This window comes from Spirosoma arboris (assembly GCF_009754945.1).
Taxonomy (GTDB): Bacteria; Bacteroidota; Bacteroidia; order Cytophagales; family Spirosomataceae; genus Spirosoma; species Spirosoma arboris.
In genome coordinates this window covers 74,936-92,217 of record NZ_WPIN01000013.1, presented here as the reverse complement: position 1 = coordinate 92,217, position 17,282 = coordinate 74,936, and the positions used below count along the sequence as shown (strand labels likewise).

At 49.5% G+C, this 17,282-nt stretch carries 15 protein-coding genes; 2 read left to right on the top strand and 13 right to left on the bottom strand.

Going from position 1 to position 17,282, the window contains the following annotated elements:
• Positions 1-45 precede the first annotated feature (45 nt).
• A complete protein-coding gene (locus GO755_RS28010; RefSeq protein WP_157588623.1) occupies positions 46-339 on the top strand; it encodes a cupin domain-containing protein in 294 nt (97 codons plus the stop codon).
• A 320-nt stretch (positions 340-659) separates the two neighbouring features.
• On the opposite strand, the gene GO755_RS28005 is transcribed toward GO755_RS28010, so the two are convergent.
• The 5 genes from GO755_RS28005 to GO755_RS27985 are packed head-to-tail and all read right to left on the bottom strand — an operon-like array spanning position 660 to position 9,661.
• Positions 660-3,290, bottom strand: coding sequence for an ABC transporter permease (locus GO755_RS28005; RefSeq protein ID WP_227687114.1), 2,631 nt, complete (start codon positions 3,288-3,290; stop codon positions 660-662).
• Positions 3,291-3,313: 23 nt separating this feature from the next.
• A complete protein-coding gene (locus tag GO755_RS28000; RefSeq protein WP_157588622.1) occupies positions 3,314-3,841 on the bottom strand; it encodes a hypothetical protein in 528 nt (175 codons plus the stop codon).
• Between the two features lie 14 nt (positions 3,842-3,855).
• Positions 3,856-6,606 carry an ABC transporter permease gene (locus tag GO755_RS27995; RefSeq protein WP_157588621.1) on the bottom strand — a complete coding sequence of 917 codons (2,751 nt, stop codon included), beginning with the start codon at positions 6,604-6,606 and terminating at the stop codon, positions 3,856-3,858.
• A gap of 4 nt (positions 6,607-6,610) precedes the next feature.
• Entirely contained in the window at positions 6,611-9,331 is a 2,721-nt protein-coding gene (locus GO755_RS27990) for an ABC transporter permease (protein WP_227687113.1), read from the bottom strand.
• Positions 9,332-9,334: 3 nt separating this feature from the next.
• A complete protein-coding gene (locus GO755_RS27985; RefSeq protein WP_157588620.1) occupies positions 9,335-9,661 on the bottom strand; it encodes a PadR family transcriptional regulator in 327 nt (108 codons plus the stop codon).
• 419 nt (positions 9,662-10,080) lie between these two features.
• On the opposite strand from GO755_RS27985, the gene GO755_RS27980 reads away from it, so the two are divergent.
• Positions 10,081-11,175, top strand: a complete 1,095-nt coding sequence (locus tag GO755_RS27980; protein WP_157588619.1) for a Fic family protein — start codon at positions 10,081-10,083, stop codon at positions 11,173-11,175.
• Positions 11,176-11,371: 196 nt separating this feature from the next.
• On the opposite strand, the gene GO755_RS27975 is transcribed toward GO755_RS27980, so the two are convergent.
• From GO755_RS27975 to traK, 8 genes are read right to left on the bottom strand one after another with little or no spacing between them, the layout of a single operon-like run.
• Positions 11,372-12,001, bottom strand: coding sequence for a hypothetical protein (locus GO755_RS27975; protein ID WP_157588618.1), 630 nt, complete (start codon positions 11,999-12,001; stop codon positions 11,372-11,374).
• A 51-nt stretch (positions 12,002-12,052) separates the two neighbouring features.
• Positions 12,053-13,072 (bottom strand): hypothetical protein, encoded by a 1,020-nt coding sequence (locus GO755_RS27970; protein WP_157588617.1) that lies wholly within the window; start codon positions 13,070-13,072, stop codon positions 12,053-12,055.
• A gap of 18 nt (positions 13,073-13,090) precedes the next feature.
• A complete protein-coding gene (locus GO755_RS27965; RefSeq protein ID WP_157588616.1) occupies positions 13,091-13,507 on the bottom strand; it encodes a hypothetical protein in 417 nt (138 codons plus the stop codon).
• Positions 13,504-14,124 carry a conjugal transfer protein TraO gene (locus GO755_RS27960; protein ID WP_157588615.1) on the bottom strand — a complete coding sequence of 207 codons (621 nt, stop codon included), beginning with the start codon at positions 14,122-14,124 and terminating at the stop codon, positions 13,504-13,506. The genes GO755_RS27965 and GO755_RS27960 overlap by 4 nt, the downstream gene beginning before the upstream one ends.
• Before the next feature lie 39 nt (positions 14,125-14,163).
• Entirely contained in the window at positions 14,164-15,024 is an 861-nt protein-coding gene (traN, locus tag GO755_RS27955; RefSeq protein WP_157588614.1) for a conjugative transposon protein TraN, read from the bottom strand.
• A 52-nt stretch (positions 15,025-15,076) separates the two neighbouring features.
• Positions 15,077-16,327, bottom strand: coding sequence for a conjugative transposon protein TraM (gene traM / locus GO755_RS27950; RefSeq protein WP_157588613.1), 1,251 nt, complete (start codon positions 16,325-16,327; stop codon positions 15,077-15,079).
• Complete coding sequence (locus tag GO755_RS27945) at positions 16,324-16,641, bottom strand: hypothetical protein (RefSeq protein ID WP_157588612.1); 318 nt, start codon at positions 16,639-16,641, stop codon at positions 16,324-16,326. The genes traM and GO755_RS27945 overlap by 4 nt, the downstream gene beginning before the upstream one ends.
• Complete coding sequence (gene traK / locus GO755_RS27940; RefSeq protein ID WP_157588611.1) at positions 16,638-17,282, bottom strand: conjugative transposon protein TraK; 645 nt, start codon at positions 17,280-17,282, stop codon at positions 16,638-16,640. Before traK ends, GO755_RS27945 begins: the two co-directional genes overlap by 4 nt.

Sequence of the window (17,282 nt, the reverse complement as noted above, 5' to 3'; positions counted from 1 at the left end):
CGAAGGAACGGTCAGGATTGTCGTCGATGGTAAATCCGTAGAGCTATGGTCGGCAACTCGGTCTATATTCCGGCAGGCGTCGTTCATCGGTTTTCCAATCCAGGCCAGCAGCGGGCCCGCATGATGGAAATCGATACACCGGGCAATTTTCAGGCATACTTCGAAGAGTTGGGGCAGGCGTTTCCTGTCGGTCAACCCATTGATCAGGCCCGAATGGCTCAGATTCAACAGCAGTATGATTTCATTCGTCCTGAGGTGAGGTCAATTGGAAAATCGTTTCAGGCAGTTATAGCAATGCTTTTTCTTGCTGATATAGACAATGGTTGGCAGTTATCTTGATTAATCCTATACACGACACGTTTTTCGGCTAAAAGGCCATTCCTACCTACGGCAGGAAAATGATTCATTCCTAATCGTGTGCTACATTATGCAGTATAAATCAGTCTGATCAATCAATGAAACCGGTACTTTGGTCTGTTGATGAGCAAATCTTCATTCATCAGGTCCTATTCGGCGAGCAGCAGACATTTACCGCGCTCATTCGACAGCATCAAGGATTAGTCAGCAGATTACTACCGTATGCATCACGGAGAGCTTTCTGGGTACGATACGCCAAGGCCGCTAGAAAATTCTATAGTGATTCTCGCAAAAACGAGTTCTTACTCACTCCGTAAGCTCTTTACCGGATTCACCAAAGCGGCTTTGATGCTCTGAAAACTCACTGTTAGTAGCGCAATGCCTATAACCAGTCCGCCCGCCAAAGCAAACATCCACCAGGCGATGTCGATACGGTAAGCGAATGCCTGCAACCACTCATGCATGACCCACCAAGCAATCGGCGAAGCAATTCCAATGGCCACCAGCACTAATTTCAAAAAGCTGCCGGAGAGTAAGGCCACAATACTGCTGACACTGGCTCCCAGTACTTTGCGCACGCCAATTTCTTTAGTGCGTTGTTCAGCCATAAATAGGGCCAGCCCGAACAGACCCAGACAGGCAATGACAATGGCGATTCCGGCAAAGTAACGGGTTAGTTGCCCCACCAGCATCTCGCTCTTGTACTGTCGCTCAAAATTGTCATCAGCAAACGTGTAAGCGAATGGATAAGCTGGGTTGAACTGCTTGGCAAGGCGCTCCATACTGGCCAGCGCCTGTTCCGTTTGGCCGGGTTGAGTGCGTACCAGCAGGGTGGAATTTGATGGACCTAAATAGATAACCAGCGGTTCGATAGCTACCCGAAGGGAGTTGAGATGAAAATTTTTGACTAACCCCACAATTGTCCCCGGTACGCCCTCATTGGTTAATTCCTGACCAAGAGGCTGCCGCATACCCATGCGCCGGGCGGCTTCTTCGTTGATGATATAATTACTGCTATCGGCCGGGAACGCCTTGGAAAAATCCCGGCCTGCCACCAGGCCGATCTTCATCGTTTTGATAAAATCATAACTCACCGGCAGCTGGTAAAACAGGGTGTTGTCCGTGTCTGGCTTCCCGCGCCATTCTACGCCCGTGGTTGAATTACCAATATACAACGGATCTTCATCAGACGAGGACACTGACTGGATACCGGGTGCCTGCAACAGCGCCTGCCGAAATGGTTCAAAGTGCTTCGCCAATTCGCCTTCCACCCGCATATAGATGACGTTTTCCCGGTTGATACCCAGATTTTTGCCCCGAATGTAGGCCATTTGTTGACTAACAATCAACGTACCGATAATCAGCAGCAGCGAGAGGGCAAACTGAAAGACCACCAATCCCTGACGAAAGATGACGGCACTCGCCGTTAACTGTAGGGTGTTTTTTAACACCTTCACGGGTTGGAAGGACGAAAGAAACAGGGCTGGATAACTACCTGCAATCAGTCCCGTTGCCAGAGCTAAACTGAGCAACACCGCCCAGTAGACCGGATTGCCATACTGGATAACCAGGTGCTTTTCGGTCAGTTGATTAAATAGTGGCAGGAGCACTTGTACAAGTACCACCGCGATCAGGAGCGACAACAGGGCCATCAACACGGCCTCCCCCACGAATTGACTCAGTAAGTATGACCGCCCGGCGCCTACCACCTTGCGGATGCCTACCTCCCTGGCTCGTTTCGCTGAACGGGCCGTGGCTAAGTTCATAAAATTGATACAGGCGATGAGCAGCAGGAAAATGGCGACGATGGTAAATAGCCGCACGTACTCAATGCGGCCACCGTCGGGCTGGCCGTTGGTAAATTTGGAATACAGGTAGATGTCCTGATACGGAAATAAAAACGTAGTAAACTTGGTCATCGTCGAATCATGCCGTTGGACAAAGTTCAGCAGTTTCGCATTGAGGGCATTCACGTCGGTGTTGGGATGCAGCAGGGCAAACGTTCGCCAGCCGTTTCTCCCCCAGCGGGGATTGGGTTGGGTCTTCCTGATGTAGGGTGCAGCGGGTAAAACAAAATCGAATTTGAGCGACGCCGTTTCGGGGATGTCCTGAACTACGCCTGTTATCTGTCGGTCGTCATTGTCGCCTACCCGCACCGACCGGCCTACCACATCCGTACGGCCAAAGAGTTTTCGCGCTACGGTTTCGGAAATAACAATGGAGGCCGGGCCAACCAGCGCCGTTTTGGGATTACCCTGCACTAGGGGAAAGGAGAATAGCTGAAATAAATCCGTGCTGGCATAGATGCCTATTTCCTTGTAGGCCTGGTTACCCACCGTCAGCAGGAGCCTACTTCCTGGTGTCATGTGCACGCTACGCTCAACCTGGGGCACTTCGGCCACCAAAGCCGGGGCCATCAATTGGGGCGTGGTCATGGTCGTGTTCAGGTCGTTACCCGTAGTCTGCTGATTCTCAAACACCTGATACAGTCGTGATCCGTTGGCGTGGAAGTGATCGATGCTACGTTCGTGCTGTACCCACAACAGAATCAGTAGGCTGCTGGCCATCCCCAGCACCAGGCCCAGGATATTGATGGCTGAAAAGGTTTTGTGGCGAATCAGGTTGCGCCAGGCGATTTTGAGGTAGTTTTGAATCATGACTGGATTTGTAGGAAGCGGTCGGGGATATTCATAGGACGTTCGGGGCGTGGCAGTCATTCGACGCTCGATAAAATAGGGGCGACAGAATCGGATGACTTCCCAAACGTATAGCCGTCGGGCTTTCGCCTCACCAAATTCCGCTACCTGCTGATCAAACTGCTCGTGCAGATCGCCTAATAGTTCTTCCCGTAATTCAGGCGGGCAGAACCAGGCCAGCAGGCGGTCAGCCCAGGCCGGCGGAGTCGGATGATGAGGAGTTACGTTGGAGCTCATTAGTTGTCAGTAGGTTATCTGCTTTACGGAGAAACCTTTGCAAAGAACAGCTTAGTTATTTTTAGCCCTTGCGTTAATGCAATAGGCGTTGCGAGCTTGATGCCCAGACCAAACGTGGTATGGCTATCATCAGTCTTGTTGATGAAGACACCTTCCCATTTCTCTTCCGTACCGTCCTGGTTTGGTTTAAAGCCGATAAAATAAGCGTCGGTGACCGTCACATTTTTTAGGCGTATGTCCGGCTGGCCAGGTATACTAAGCGTAGCCATCAGCTTATGCTGCTCATCCGTTCGGATTTCCAGTTTGTACTGCAAGGATTCATACCAATAGTTACCCGAATAAAACTCAGGATTTCTCTCCACCACCGGTGTGGATTCGATCACCTTGTGTTTTTCTTTGACGACGCCAAATTTTTCTTTCCGCATGAATTTAGTTTTGCTAAAGTCATTTTTGGCTATGTCAATAGCGTGATTTTCAGCGCTTCGCTGCTGCGCATGAATACACGTTCCGGTGGTCAGGAACAGGAGGAGACAAAAGGCGTTGTGTTTCATGACGTTTGGTCTGATTATTCTGCTTTTAATGATTTCACTGGATTCACCAACGCAGCTTTGATGCTTTGGAAACTCACCGTCAGTAGGGCAATACCAACCGCAAGCAAGCCTGCCAGGGCAAACACCCACCACTCGATCGTAATTTTGTAAGCAAAGTCCTGTAACCAACGGCTCATGGTCCACCAGGCTAGCGGACTGGCTAGTAGAACGGCGATGAGAACAAGTTTCAAAAAATCCTGAGCAAGCAGCGTTACAATACTGCCTACGGACGCGCCCAGTACTTTGCGGATGCCGATTTCCTTGGTGCGTTGTTCAGCCGTAAAGGCCGACAGAGCAAATAATCCCATACAAGCAATGAAAATACCCAGCCCTACCAGTATCGTAAACACGGCCTGGAAACGCCGTTCGGCCATGTAAAGCTTAGCAAAGGTCTCGTCTAAAAACGAGTACTGAATCGGCCGATCCGGTACGAACGTCTGCCACTGGTTTTCAAGCTGAGCCAACGTAGTGCTCACCTTGTCAGTAGCTAACTTAACCGTGAAATACAATTGCCGCCGGGGGCTATTGACAAAGGCAAACGGTTTAATTTCGCTCCGTAGGGAGGTGAAATGAAAATCCTTGACGACCCCAACCAGATTGAGGTAATAGGTCGTGTCGCCGTCTCGTCCCCAGACGATTTTCTGCCCGATAAGAGGTTTGGCAACGCCCAGTTCCTTAACGGCTCGCTCATTGAGTATAGTGCTCCCAATGGTTTGGTCCAGGGTCTTCCCAGCACCGTTGGTCAGCGTATCAGCCGGGAAGGCCGCCGAAAAATTGCGGCCTTCTTTAATCTGCATACCCATGACATCGAGGAAATCATAGCCGACACTTAAAAAGTTAACGAGTTGCTCTTTGTCCGACCCTTTAGCGCGCATGCCATTCGTCCAGTTCTGGCCCCCTACAATACCATCGGATGTGGCTACTTTGCCCACTCCGCTCAGTTGACGTATGGCCTGTTGTAGTGCCGAACGGGTTGCATTCGGCATCTGACCCGCGTCGCGAATAATCAGCACCTGCTCTTTATTGAGTCCCAACCGGGCCGACTGGATAAAGCGCATCTGTTTAGAAATAATCAGCGCACCTGCCACCAGAACAATAGAGATGGTAAACTGAACGACCACCAGCCCTTTTCGAATAGTCAGAATGCCTTTTTCCTTCAGCTTTAACCCTTTGAGAACAATGACCGGCTTAAAGGAAGATAGGTATAAGGCGGGAAACAACCCAGCGATTGTACCGATCAGCATGGCTGTCAGCAGAATCCAGCCAAAGAGGGTTACATTCGCTGTATTCAGTAACTGAAGGTGCTTCTGAGTTAGCTCATTGACAAGAGGCAGAAACACCTGCGCGAATAGAACCGCCACCACAGCCGACAACAGGCAAATGATAATGGATTCAATCAGAAATTGCTGAATCAACGACGATTTGACCGCCCCGCTCACTTTGCGCACACCAACTTCTTTGGCCCGAAGGGAGGATTTGGCCGTGGCTAAATTGACGTAATTGATGGCGGCAATCAAGAGAATAAAGAGTCCGAGAACCGTGAAAACGTAGATATAAAGCCGGTCGCTGTTGGGAGCGAGTTCCCATTTCAGGTTGGAGGTGAGGTGAATGTCGATCAGCGCCTGGGTATAAAACTGGTTCGTCGCTTCCCGGTTGTTGCGTTTGTAGAGCGCCTGAATTTTGGGTTCCAGTTCGGCAATACGCGCACCAGCTTTTAGCTTAATGTACGTATAGAAATTATAGAAGCCCCAGTCGGTATCGATATTGCCGCCGATTTTGCGGGTTGAAATCAGAAAATCGAAGTGGAAATGCGACGTCTCTGGCACATCGCCCAGAACACCCGATACCATCAAATCACCCAGATTTCCCACCTTCAAAACTTTACCCATCGGGTTCTGAGCACCGAAATACTTGTGCGCCATAGTCTCGGTCAGCACAATCGAGTTAAGCTGCCGGAAAGCTTCTTTAGGGGCGCCCTGCACAAACGGGAAGGTAAATACGTCGAAGAAACTGCTATCCACCCGGTAAAGTCCTTCTTCGTAAAACTGCTTATCATCGTATCGGATCAGATAATTAGCTCCCCAGTTGGGAAACACCCGTGTCACACGTTCGACTTCCGGCATTTCGCGTTGGAGGGCCGGGGCCAGCGCTGGTGGCGTAGTGGCATCGGGCAACCGGCTGCCATCGTCGTTAACAAAATCCTTAACGACCCGGTAGATTCGGTCGGCATCAGTATGGAACCGGTCGTAGCTCAGTTCGTGGCGGACAAATAACAGGATGAGCAGGCTGCAGGCTATGCCTGTTGAAAGCCCCAGTAGGTTGATGCTCGTTAAGCCCCGATTTCGCCAGAGATTACGTAATGCGATTTTAAGATAGTTGCGTAGCATATCGGTTATAGCTGGGGTTGGGTAATTACTGGATGTATACTGGTAAGCAGGTTGACGGCCTAAAACCACTGGTTTATTGGTTGGATGGGCCTGCGGCTTGAAGGCATCGCTGACGCGTCGTTTGAGGAAATAAGGCCGGCAAAACCGGATGATCTCCCAGACATACAGTCGTTGGGCCTTTGCTTGACCAAACTCCTCTACTTGCTGATCAAATTGCTCATGCAAATCACCCAGCAGTTCTTCCCGTAATTCTAACGGGCAAAACCAAACCAATAAGCGGTCGGCCCAGGCGGGTGGGGCTGGCCGAGTGGCGTCTTCAGATGGTCCGCTTGGTTTCATTGGCTTATTCGCTACGCAAACTCTTTACCGGATTCACCAGGGCGGCTTTGATACTTTGGAAGCTGACGGTTAGCAAAGCGATCGCCAGGGTTAGTAAGCCAGCCAGAACGAATATCCACCACCCAATGTCGATTTTATAGGCGAAATTTTGGAGCCACCGGTTCATGGCGTACCAGGCAACTGGCGAAGCAATCCCGATAGCGATCAGCACTAGTTTTAGGAAATCTTTAGAGAGCAGGCCAACGATGCTGCCCGTACTGGCACCCAATACCTTACGAACGCCAATCTCCTTGGTGCGTCGTTCGGCTGTAAAAGCAGACAGGCCAAATAGTCCCAGACAGGCAATCAGAATGGCCAGCGCAGCAAACGAAACAAAGACCTGCCCAACGCGCTGTTCAGAACGGTACATCCGGTCGAAGGACTCATCCAGAAACGAGTAGCTGAAAGGCTGCCCCCCGGCCATAGTTTTCCATTTTGCTTCAATATTGGCAACCACACCCGCGACGTCGCGGGTGGCTAATTTGAACCCAATACCTTGTTCTGATTTATCCAAATGGAGAATCAACGGCCCTACCGACTGCCGAAGCGACTGAAAATTAAAGTCCTTGACCACGCCGATAATGGTGTACGTATCGGTTCGTTTGGCTGAGCGTTTTCGTTCGATTGTATGGTTAATCGGGCTACGATAGCCCAGTAGCCGGGCTGCAGCCTCATTAATCAGAATGGCGGATGAATCCGTGGAGAGCTGCTTTGAAAAATTTCGACCTTCGGTCAGCTTAATACCCAATGTAGGCAGGTAGTCCGCATCGACGTTCCAGATTTCCATCTTTAACGCTTTCTCGGCTTCTTTGACGCCCTCCGGAAAAAAGGCTTCACTATTCTGCCCCCATCCATCAACCGGGAAAAAGCCGGTAGTCGTACCCGTCACGACACCGGGTAATTGCCCTACTTCGTTGCGGAAAGCAGCCACCTGAGTACCCAATGCATTGGCATCTTTGATGAGCAGGACCTGGTCCTTGTCAAAGCCAACCTTTTGGGAACGGATAAAGTTAAGTTGTGCATAGATGACAAACGTACCGATGATGATAACGAGGGAGGTTGCGAACTGAAAAACAACCAGACCGTTCCGTAAACGACTCTTTCGAGCACCCGATTGCACCGCCCCTTTTAATACTTTGATCGGCTGAAAACGAGCCAGAAAAAAGGCCGGATAGCTACCCGCCAGCAACCCAACAAGTAAGGCAAAACCCAGCAGGGCTGGTAGCAGCATGAGCTGATCAGGTGCTACTAGGTGGATCGTTTTATTCGCTAATGTGTTGAAGTAAGGGAGCAAAACAACCCCTAACCCAATAGCCACTACCAGGGCCAGCCCACTCATCAGCATGGATTCAATTAGGAATTGACCGATTAACTGCCAGTGCATTGACCCCAACACTTTTCGCATCCCCACTTCTTTGGCCCGCCCCGCCGACTGAGCTGTTGAGAGGTTCATGAAGTTCACGCAGGCGATCAGGAGAATAAAGAGGGCCATCGCGCCGAACATCAGTACGTAGCGGATATCGCTGTTGGGCGCCAGTTCGGAAATGCGATCCGATCGGAGATGAATATCCGTCAGCGGCATCAGGCTGTAGCGGATGTAGCCGCCTGTTTTCTCAAATCCCTTGAGGTCAGTACCCCCCCATTTCTGTAAGGCGGGCGATGCATAACGATCTGTAAACGTGCGTAGTTGAGCGACCAAGCTACTGGGCTGAGTGCCTTTTTTCAGCAAGAGATAGGTAGTAAAGTTGAAACCCAGCCAATTACCCTGCTTGGCCTCATCAATGGATAGCATCGAGCGGAAAAAGTCGAACCGGAAATGGGAAGTAGTGGGTATATCGCGTATGACACCCGTAATTTTGTCCTGTTCAGTACGATTGAATGTCAGCGTTTTACCCAGCACCTGCGTTGTACCGAAGTATTTCCGGGCAATACTTTCCGTAATAACCACGGTATTTGGTTCCGTCAGGGCTGTTCGGGGATTACCCGCGACCAAAGGCAGCGTAAAGACATCAAAGAGGGTTGAATCCACAAAAACAACTCCTTCTTCTTTCAAGCTTTCAGCTCCCTTTCTGACCAGATAACCGCCGTAGTTGCGGAACCGAACCTGCCGTTCAACTTGCGGAAAATCGTGGGCAAACGTAGGTCCGAACGGGTCAGGCACGGTGGCTAACTGGTGCTCAGCTTCGCCGATTTTCAGGTCGGTGTTCACCCGATAAATTCGGTCGGCCTTTATGTTAAATCGGTCGAAACGCAACTCATCCAGTATGTACAGACTGATGAGCAGGCAGGTCGCCATGCCGATGGCTAATCCCAGTACGTTAATAATCGAGAACGTCCTGTTTTGCTGAAGCTTTCGCCAGGCAACCGTCAAATAATTTCGTGATATAGACATGGTTTGACTAAATAAAGAGATGGACGAATAATCGGTTGATTGAGCGGTAACAGCCTTTACCCGTCGCCGAATAAAATACGGGCGGCAGAATCGGATGACCTCCCAGACGTACAGCCGACGCGCTTTTGCTGCGCCCAATTCCGCCACCTGTTGCTCAAACTGTTCATGCAGATCGCCTAGCAGCTCTTCCCGTAATTCCGGTGGGCAAAACCAGGTTAGCAGACGGTCGGCCCAACGGGGCGGCCGGCGATTCGGTGGGACTGGCGGAGGAGAATTGGGTTGAGAGTACGGCATGAATCACGACAGCGAAGGGTTTGGCATAGCGTCCCAGAGTTCATTCCGAAGCTCACGCATTTCAGCCAGGGTACGCTTACCAGCTGCGGTAATGGTGAACAGCCGCTTTCGCCGACCACCCCGGGCCGCCGTTGCGCCACCGAGTTCCGAGCGGACAAAGCCTTTTTCTTCCAACCGATATAGGGCGACGTGCACCCCGCTTAAGCTGATGGTTCGACTGGTGCGTTGCTTAAGTTCGGCTGCAATCGTTACGCCGTAAGCAGTACCTTCCAGCACGGCTGCTGTTAATAAAACCAGTTCTTCAAATTCTCCTAAGTAAGCCCGGTCCATGATGGTTCGTAGTCGGTTTTCTCATTTGCTTGTTATTTGCTAAACAAATGGAGTGCCAGTGTGTAAAACAGGCCTTAGCAACTGTTTGACGGGTATTGTACGTAATCACGTGTCCGAAATCGTACAGAATTCGGCCAATAGCGGACATACTCAACTACTCACAATGAAAGTTTTGGTTAAGATTAATCGTCAATGAAAATCGTCAATGAAAACGTCGGTAAATTTTCAGGACAACATATCTAGGAAATCGATAACGAAAACCTCCAGCTTGTTTTAGAAAAGACCTCAGCATTTCGATCCAAGCTTCAGCAACTTAAACGGTTTGACAGACGAAATCTCGTTCAGGTTTGTCAAAGCAATCATGTACATTCTGTGTACATGATTGCTTTATCGTGTACGTTTTTTTACCATATTTGTACATGAATCAATTTCGAGCCGAACTTCCTTACAATAAGCTACCCCTCTTACCGCCTGCGCGTGAACTCGTTGAAACCATACCGATCCTGCGGCAGGAAAGCCGGGCTGCTTCAGCGCTAGCTGAATTAAAAGGGTTGAGCCGATTATTACCCAATCCCGCTATCTTAATCAATGCGCTGGTCCTAAAAGAAGCGAAAGCTTCCTCTGAAATTGAAAATATTATTACCACCGATGACAAGCTCTACCAGGCCTTGACCATCAAAGGACAAGATGTTGATACAGCTACCAAAGAAGTACTGCGCTACCGACAAGCCCTCTACACAGGCTATCGATTTATTAAACAGAAGGGATTTTTAAGCATCAATGGTATCCTTCAGATTCAGCAGGAACTGGAGCAAAACCAAGCAGGTATGCGTCGGCTTCCCGGTACCAGCCTACGGAATGATCGAACCAACCAAGTGATCTACACACCTCCCGATGATCCTTCTGTGCTCAAGGAGTTAATGCATAACCTGGAAGAATATCTCAATACAAATGAGCCTAACGAGGTTTCTACACTCATCAAGCTGGCTATACAACATTATCAGTTTGAGAGTATTCACCCCTTTTATGATGGTAATGGGCGTACGGGCCGAATTATCAATGTACTTTATCTTATCCTTCACGACTTATTAGCAGAGCCTATTCTTTACTTAAGTGGCTACATCATTGAGCACAAAGCAGACTATTACCGGCTTTTACAGGCAGTGCGGACTGAGCAGAACTGGTCGGATTGGATCCTATTCATATTAGAGGCCGTCGAAGTAACAGCTCGGCAGACGATTGATCAGATTACTCGTATTCAAGGGCTATTTGACCAGACGGTTGAGCAAGTTCGCGGCCAAGCACCCAAAGTATACAGCAAAGAGTTAGTTGAGGTCTTATTTGAATACCCCTACAGTAAGATTGAATACCTGGTGGATCGCTTAGGAATCGACCGTCGGACGGCGTCAAAATATTTGCGTAGCCTGGAGCAGATAGGCGTGCTACGAGCCGAAAAGAAGTGGAAAGAAACACTTTTTATTAATGTTGACCTCTTCAATTTATTGCGGCATTAGCTACGCTACCAATCAGTTTTATGGTGTAACTTATATTAGGTAAGTCGTATAAATTAGTTCATTTGTGATCGTTCACAAAAAGGTCATGTCACATCATTAAATGAACGAGTCACAATCAACTGTCAAAACCGTTCAGAAAAACGTCCGAATAAGTCTTTATCCTCTTGGAAGTTTTAGGACTATTCTTAATCGTTTTTTAATTGACCAACAGCAAATCAAATGAGCCGGTAATGGTATAATCCTGGCCAGCTTTGGTACCGGTACCAACGGCCGTTAGTGCACACAGGAGAGTACCCTGAATGCGGTAGAGAGTTCGACCATTCTGCACTTTAATTACGGTTGATTCGCTAATTGACAACGTGCCAAGGCGGGCAGAGTACAGCTGCGGGCCTGGCAGATTCAGAATGAGATCGGCATTGGCACCGGTGGGAGTTGGCTTGCTCTGATAGCCCATCGGATAGATTCCCACCGCCAACGTGTTGATCACTGAGAGTTGTCCGTTTGTATAATAGGCTGGTGGAACGGAGGAAGTCTGTTTATAGGGCAGTGGCTGGCCAGCGGTAAACTGAGCCGTTATGTCAGCGATCGTAATTCGCCCTAACACACCTGAATAGGTTTTGGTCGTCGGATCGAGCGTTTCTTCCCCTTCTGCCCGTAACGTCAGATCGCCATCGATGGTAATTTTACCTGAACCGCCATAGCCCGTCAAATCAGTAGGTATACGTAAATAAGACGGCAGCTGCGTATCAGGATCGTTTTTTTTGCTGCAGGATCCTACCAACAGCAGAATGATCATTCCAAAAAGGATATTGACATTGCGATTCATAGGCTTACTGTGATTTGCGATTTACACACCTTGCTTCAAATATCGTTTCTCTCACTTTTTCGGGCCGTACAAGATTTGTTCGTTTCTTGGCTGGCTAATGGTATCATAGCGTTTTTTGACCTCTGCGTTCATGTTAGCCCGCAACGCAATGCCCTTTTGAAACATTTCCGACATCCGGGAGTGCAGTTCGTCGATCATTTTTATTCGTTCGGCATCAGTCAGCTTCAGCGTTTCCGAGTCAAAGTACTCATCCGGAATGTCAAACCGGTCGACGATAGAGCCAACCAGACCTGAAATCGCTCCCTTGTCTCCACTGGCCAGGCCTGCGATGATTGAGCCAGCACCGGGTACGCCAACTAATGTGCCAATTACATTGCCAAGTAGCGTCAGCGAGGACTTGGTCGTAGCGCTGGCCGAGGCTTTCAACGCTTTTTCAAAATCTGCCTTGGCCGCATCGACAGCAGCCTGGAAGGCCGCTTTCTGATCTGCCGGGAGCTTATCAATATCTTCCTGTGACTTGATACCGTATTGGCTCATGATGCTGTTCATGGTACCGACAAAGGAATTGGCCATATCGTCCACCGATGCTGGTGGTGAGATGCTGAACGTAGGCATCGGCGGCAAGGCAATTGGCTTACCATCGGTAATCAGTACTTTGGTTTGGTTCTTGATCACGCCGGCTGTGCTCATAGCTTCATTGAATTGCATTTGATATTTCCAGATGAAATTATTTCCAGCTTCACCAAAGCCGGGATTCGCAGTGGCTAACGCCTGGGATTCCGTGGTCAGCTGAGCCCGAAAGCCCCACATCTGATCGTGCATTTTAAAGATCTCAGCTACTTTGTAGTAGTTCTTTACGCCCGTCGAGACCAGAATGCGGGAATTGAGCTGAGCGACGGTGAGTTTATTCAATCGTTCCTGAAGGATACGAATCAACTCCAGTTTGGCCGACTGCTCGGTATTGGCATCTCCTTTTAGGGCAATGTTGAGCACGTCCCCAGTACTCTGAGCACCGGCGGCTGAACCGTTCAGTATAAACAGGGTGAGAATGGGAATAAAGTAGAATTTCATAGCGATCAGTGGAAGGACTTAAGGTTCAACCTGAAAGTTTAGGCGTAGGGTGTCGGGCTGAGTGTAGCCCCGCTCCTGCTGAGCAATGAGAATCACCTGACTAGCTCCTACAGCCTCAGGAATATACACCCAGCTAGACATTCCTAAAGGGAGGTTCACGGCGACTTTCTGCAGTACGGGTGTATGCTCATTGATACTGCCCTGCTCCAGTCTGCCCAAGCCTGTTTGCTGATAAAACTGAAGTTTATATCCATATTCCGAATAATAGGAATCGGTCAGCAACACCAAAGGAAGTGCATAGCGTTGGTGCGCTTTCAGGGCGGTACCAGGTAAGGTCGCATTAAGCCGGATTCGATAATTCGCCCGAATGTCCAGCGACTCCGACTGACAGCCCATGGCCAGCCAAATAAGAATGAGGGAAAGTAGATTTTTCATTTATACTCCGAATCTGTGTCAAGGATGAATTTGATGCCAACACCCACATTGAACCGGGTAGGAATGATGTTCGAGCGGAAGAGGTAATATTCCTGAGCCCGTACTACTAAAATGGTGCGCCCGGTTAATATGTACTCGCATTCAATCGCCAGCGTTGGGCCAAAAACCCATTCCGATCGGTTCATTAGGCTAGCACCCTGTACTTCTCCCCGGTCCTGATTAATTGATTCGTACCCGCCAGCTACGCCACCACCAACGTTAATTACCCAGGAGCGGTTGATCAGTCCCATAACCCGGGTAAAATACGTCCCTTCGAGAAGCCACTGGGATACGGGTACCAGCGATCGGTCATAGGCATAAAATTTCTGATTGAGATGCACTGTGCCTTTCCAATAGGCATTCAGAGTTTTGTATCGACTGTAGGATAATCCACAAAACACACCAAAATTATCTTTACCAGGTAGCTTGAAACCATCGACCAGGCCAGCGGATAATTCAATCGTTGTTTGACCAGCTTGGTGAATTTGAGCCGTGACGGATTGCCAACAGAGGAGTGCGCTGATCAACAGTACACTTCGCTTACACATAATGGATAAGGTTGACTTGTACTTATGCATGATGGATAATTTAGTTACAGGTGAATTGATCGACTGGATTTATAGAGGCCGTGCGGTGGCCAGTTCCTCGGGACCGATGGCAATGGTCAGCTGACGGCCTCCACTCTCCTCCCCCATCTGCACGACTAGGCGCCGATCACGCTCCAGCGTTAACCGTTCGATGGCGATGACCTTTGTTAATTCATCATGACGAGGAATCACGTTTTCACTAGCATCGAAGACTTTGATTGGGTCAACCGGAACATCCTGGGTGGCTGAGCTTTCACCCGCCTGTTTCTGCTGCATGACGTAGGTGCGCAGGTAATCGATATCGTAATTGAGTTTAGAGCTGTTTTCCATGCCCAAAACCAGGTACATGACATCATCTTTGTAGAGAATATTCTTTAGGTATAAATTGACACCCTGCGATTTATAGCCGATGTGGCGAATCTTTCGGCGGCTATGCATGGCCATCTCTCCCTGCCGATTCAGGTTATCGGCTAACCGGGCCTGCGAGCCACTACTAACTTTGGCGGACTTACTTACATCCCTATCGAGTAGTACTTTGGTCAGGTCGTAGGTGACTGCATCCGGATGCTCTTTGTAGGAAACCAGAAAACTGAACAGCCGCCCGTCGGCCGTTACAACCGTCAGGTTGGTTTCCATAAAGGGATTCTGAGCAATGGCTTTTAAGCGAAATACGTTGCCTGCTTTCTCAACGGCTTCCCCGGCAATATCCTTACTGCCCAGATCGGCGTAGCGAATCTCATAGGGGAAAATGATGTGCGTCGTTTTGTTGGTGCTCACTTGCAGGGCGTAGGAAGGTCGAATTGTTGAATTGGTCATCGGCAGGACGAAGGCCAGTTGCGCCTGACTGGATAGCGAGCCCAGGCTGAGAAGTAAGAAAAGTATCTGTTTCATGTTTAGTTTAGTTGACTTGGTTAGTTAAATGCAATCCAGAATTGCATTATGATCACTGCGCTTTGAGAAAAAGATTATAGCCTGCTTTCAGCTTCACAGTTGGCTGTCTGGCCGCATTAGAGGCACTCATGCGGGCCTGACTGGCCACGGTGTTCACCAGTCCACCAGCACCAGGTATCTGTAATCCCTGAATAGCCGAGGCCTGCATTTGGCCGCCCACCTGATTAGAAAGACCAGGCATGTTCACACCCGCAATTCCGTCGATATCATAAACCTCCAGATCGAGGGGGATCAGCTGGCCACCGAGTTGAAGATTCCGAACGGCCATCCGCAGCCGATCATCGCTGGTTTGACAGACGGCGTGCAAAATGGTATTGACTGGGATCGTAACGCCGTCAGCGGAAATCTCTTTTGTCAGTCGCAACTTCACCACATTGCCACTTTTGAACGACTGATCTTCGTGCACGACAACTGGAATCATCCAGACGATGTTTTTTTTAGACCCGTACGAATTACTTCCGCTGAGGACTGCTTGTTCGGCTTGTCGACGAGAACCCATTGTCGGGGCTGTATTGAAGGCGTCAGCGGGGTTTATAGGATCCGATAACCGGGTCGCTGTCAGATTATCGCTCACCTTCACGGAAGCTGTTCGACCTGTTTCATTGGCCTGGCTATTGGTTGATGGTAAACTCATACCTGGGTAAGAATTAAACCCAGTAGCTGACAGGCTGGCTTTATCCCCTGTCGTTGGTGGAGGGTTGTTTCGAAACGGTATGGTTTCTGCTTTTGGCGTAGGTCCTCGATCAGCGCCACCAGGTTGAAAGCCTGGTGGCTGATAGGAATAAACGCTGCTCGTTTTTGGCTGACTAACCCTTGTGCGCTGTCTTTGAACACGCGGTGATGGTGAAGAAACGGTTGGCGTTTGCACCGGCTGCCAGGCGAGTGATGAAGTATGAACGGGCTGGCTAGTCGCGGCTTCTGGAATTGACTTCAAGTGATTACCCGTTGAATCCAGCCGGGTATTGGTAAAACTGGAGAGCACCTGGCCAGCAACGGATTTTCCGTAGCCGGGCGTTTCCACGTTTCGGCCATCAATTGACCCCCGCTTCGCCTTGGGAACACTGGCGTTAAAACCATCTTTGCCTTGCTGATCAACTAAAGATTGTTGAGACAGGTACCGTTCGCCCTTTCCTCCACCAAGCAGATAAAATAGGGCCACTAAAAAAGGGAGCACGATAACTGGATACATAAGCATGGCTTTACGTTCGCGCAGGAAAGCAGCTTCAGAAAATGCGGTATTCATGGGTTGGCAGGTTTGAAGTTGGTAAGCTTTCGACTGATGCTATCCAGTCGACTTAGGTTCGCTTGCTTGGCCGATTGGTAATCAGTAACCTCAGAGGAGGTTTGACGAACCAGCTTCTCCATAGGTCGAAGGATCTGTTCCGGCGAAGCCATCGGCAGGGGATTCGTCAACCGCTTAAGATTGACAACTAGTTTATAAACCCCTCCCCCACCCAGCAACAGCAGTGCGCCAAGTACCAGCACTTTTCGGGTCCGATCGGAAAGACTAAGCAGGAAATCTCCGAAACCGGTTAGTAAACTCAGAATTCGTCTCATAGGCGTATCCGTTCCTCCAGGTCCGTGTTATCAACAACTGTAAACTTTTCAATCAGAAACCCGTGGGGGTTAATATCCGAGCGGCTGACATTACGTAGATAACCGGTTGTAATCAACCGGCGCGTGGTGATGTTTGTCAGGCGAATGATCTGCTGCCGGGCAAACGTTCGAAAAGCGTATGGGTACTGATTTAAATCCAGCTGGATGCTGTCGACCTGAATTTCCTGCGAAGCGGAGGCCTGAATAAGCTGAGTATAATAGCCTTTCTCTTTGGTATCTGTGTAAAGACGGGCGGCACTATCATCGGCGTAGGGAATGGCCTCCCGGATGTTTTCCTCAATGCTTTTAGCGTCAGGATCGAGCGTAAAAAACAGCTCATGGAATCGTCGAATGTGATCCCGACCCTCTACTGGCCTGTTTTCCCGCACATCGTTGCGTAGGGCCGCAATGAGCGACTTACCCTGCTCCACCACATAGATTCGACTCTCCGAATCAGTTTTCACTTGGTAAGCGAAGACCAGGCTTCCCAGGGTAATTAGTCCAAAGATGGCTACGCTGACAAAGGCCAGTATACGAATGTTGCGGTAGGAGGTCTCCAGATTGCGCAGCGACTTAAAAAAGGTTTGATCTTGAGCAGCCAT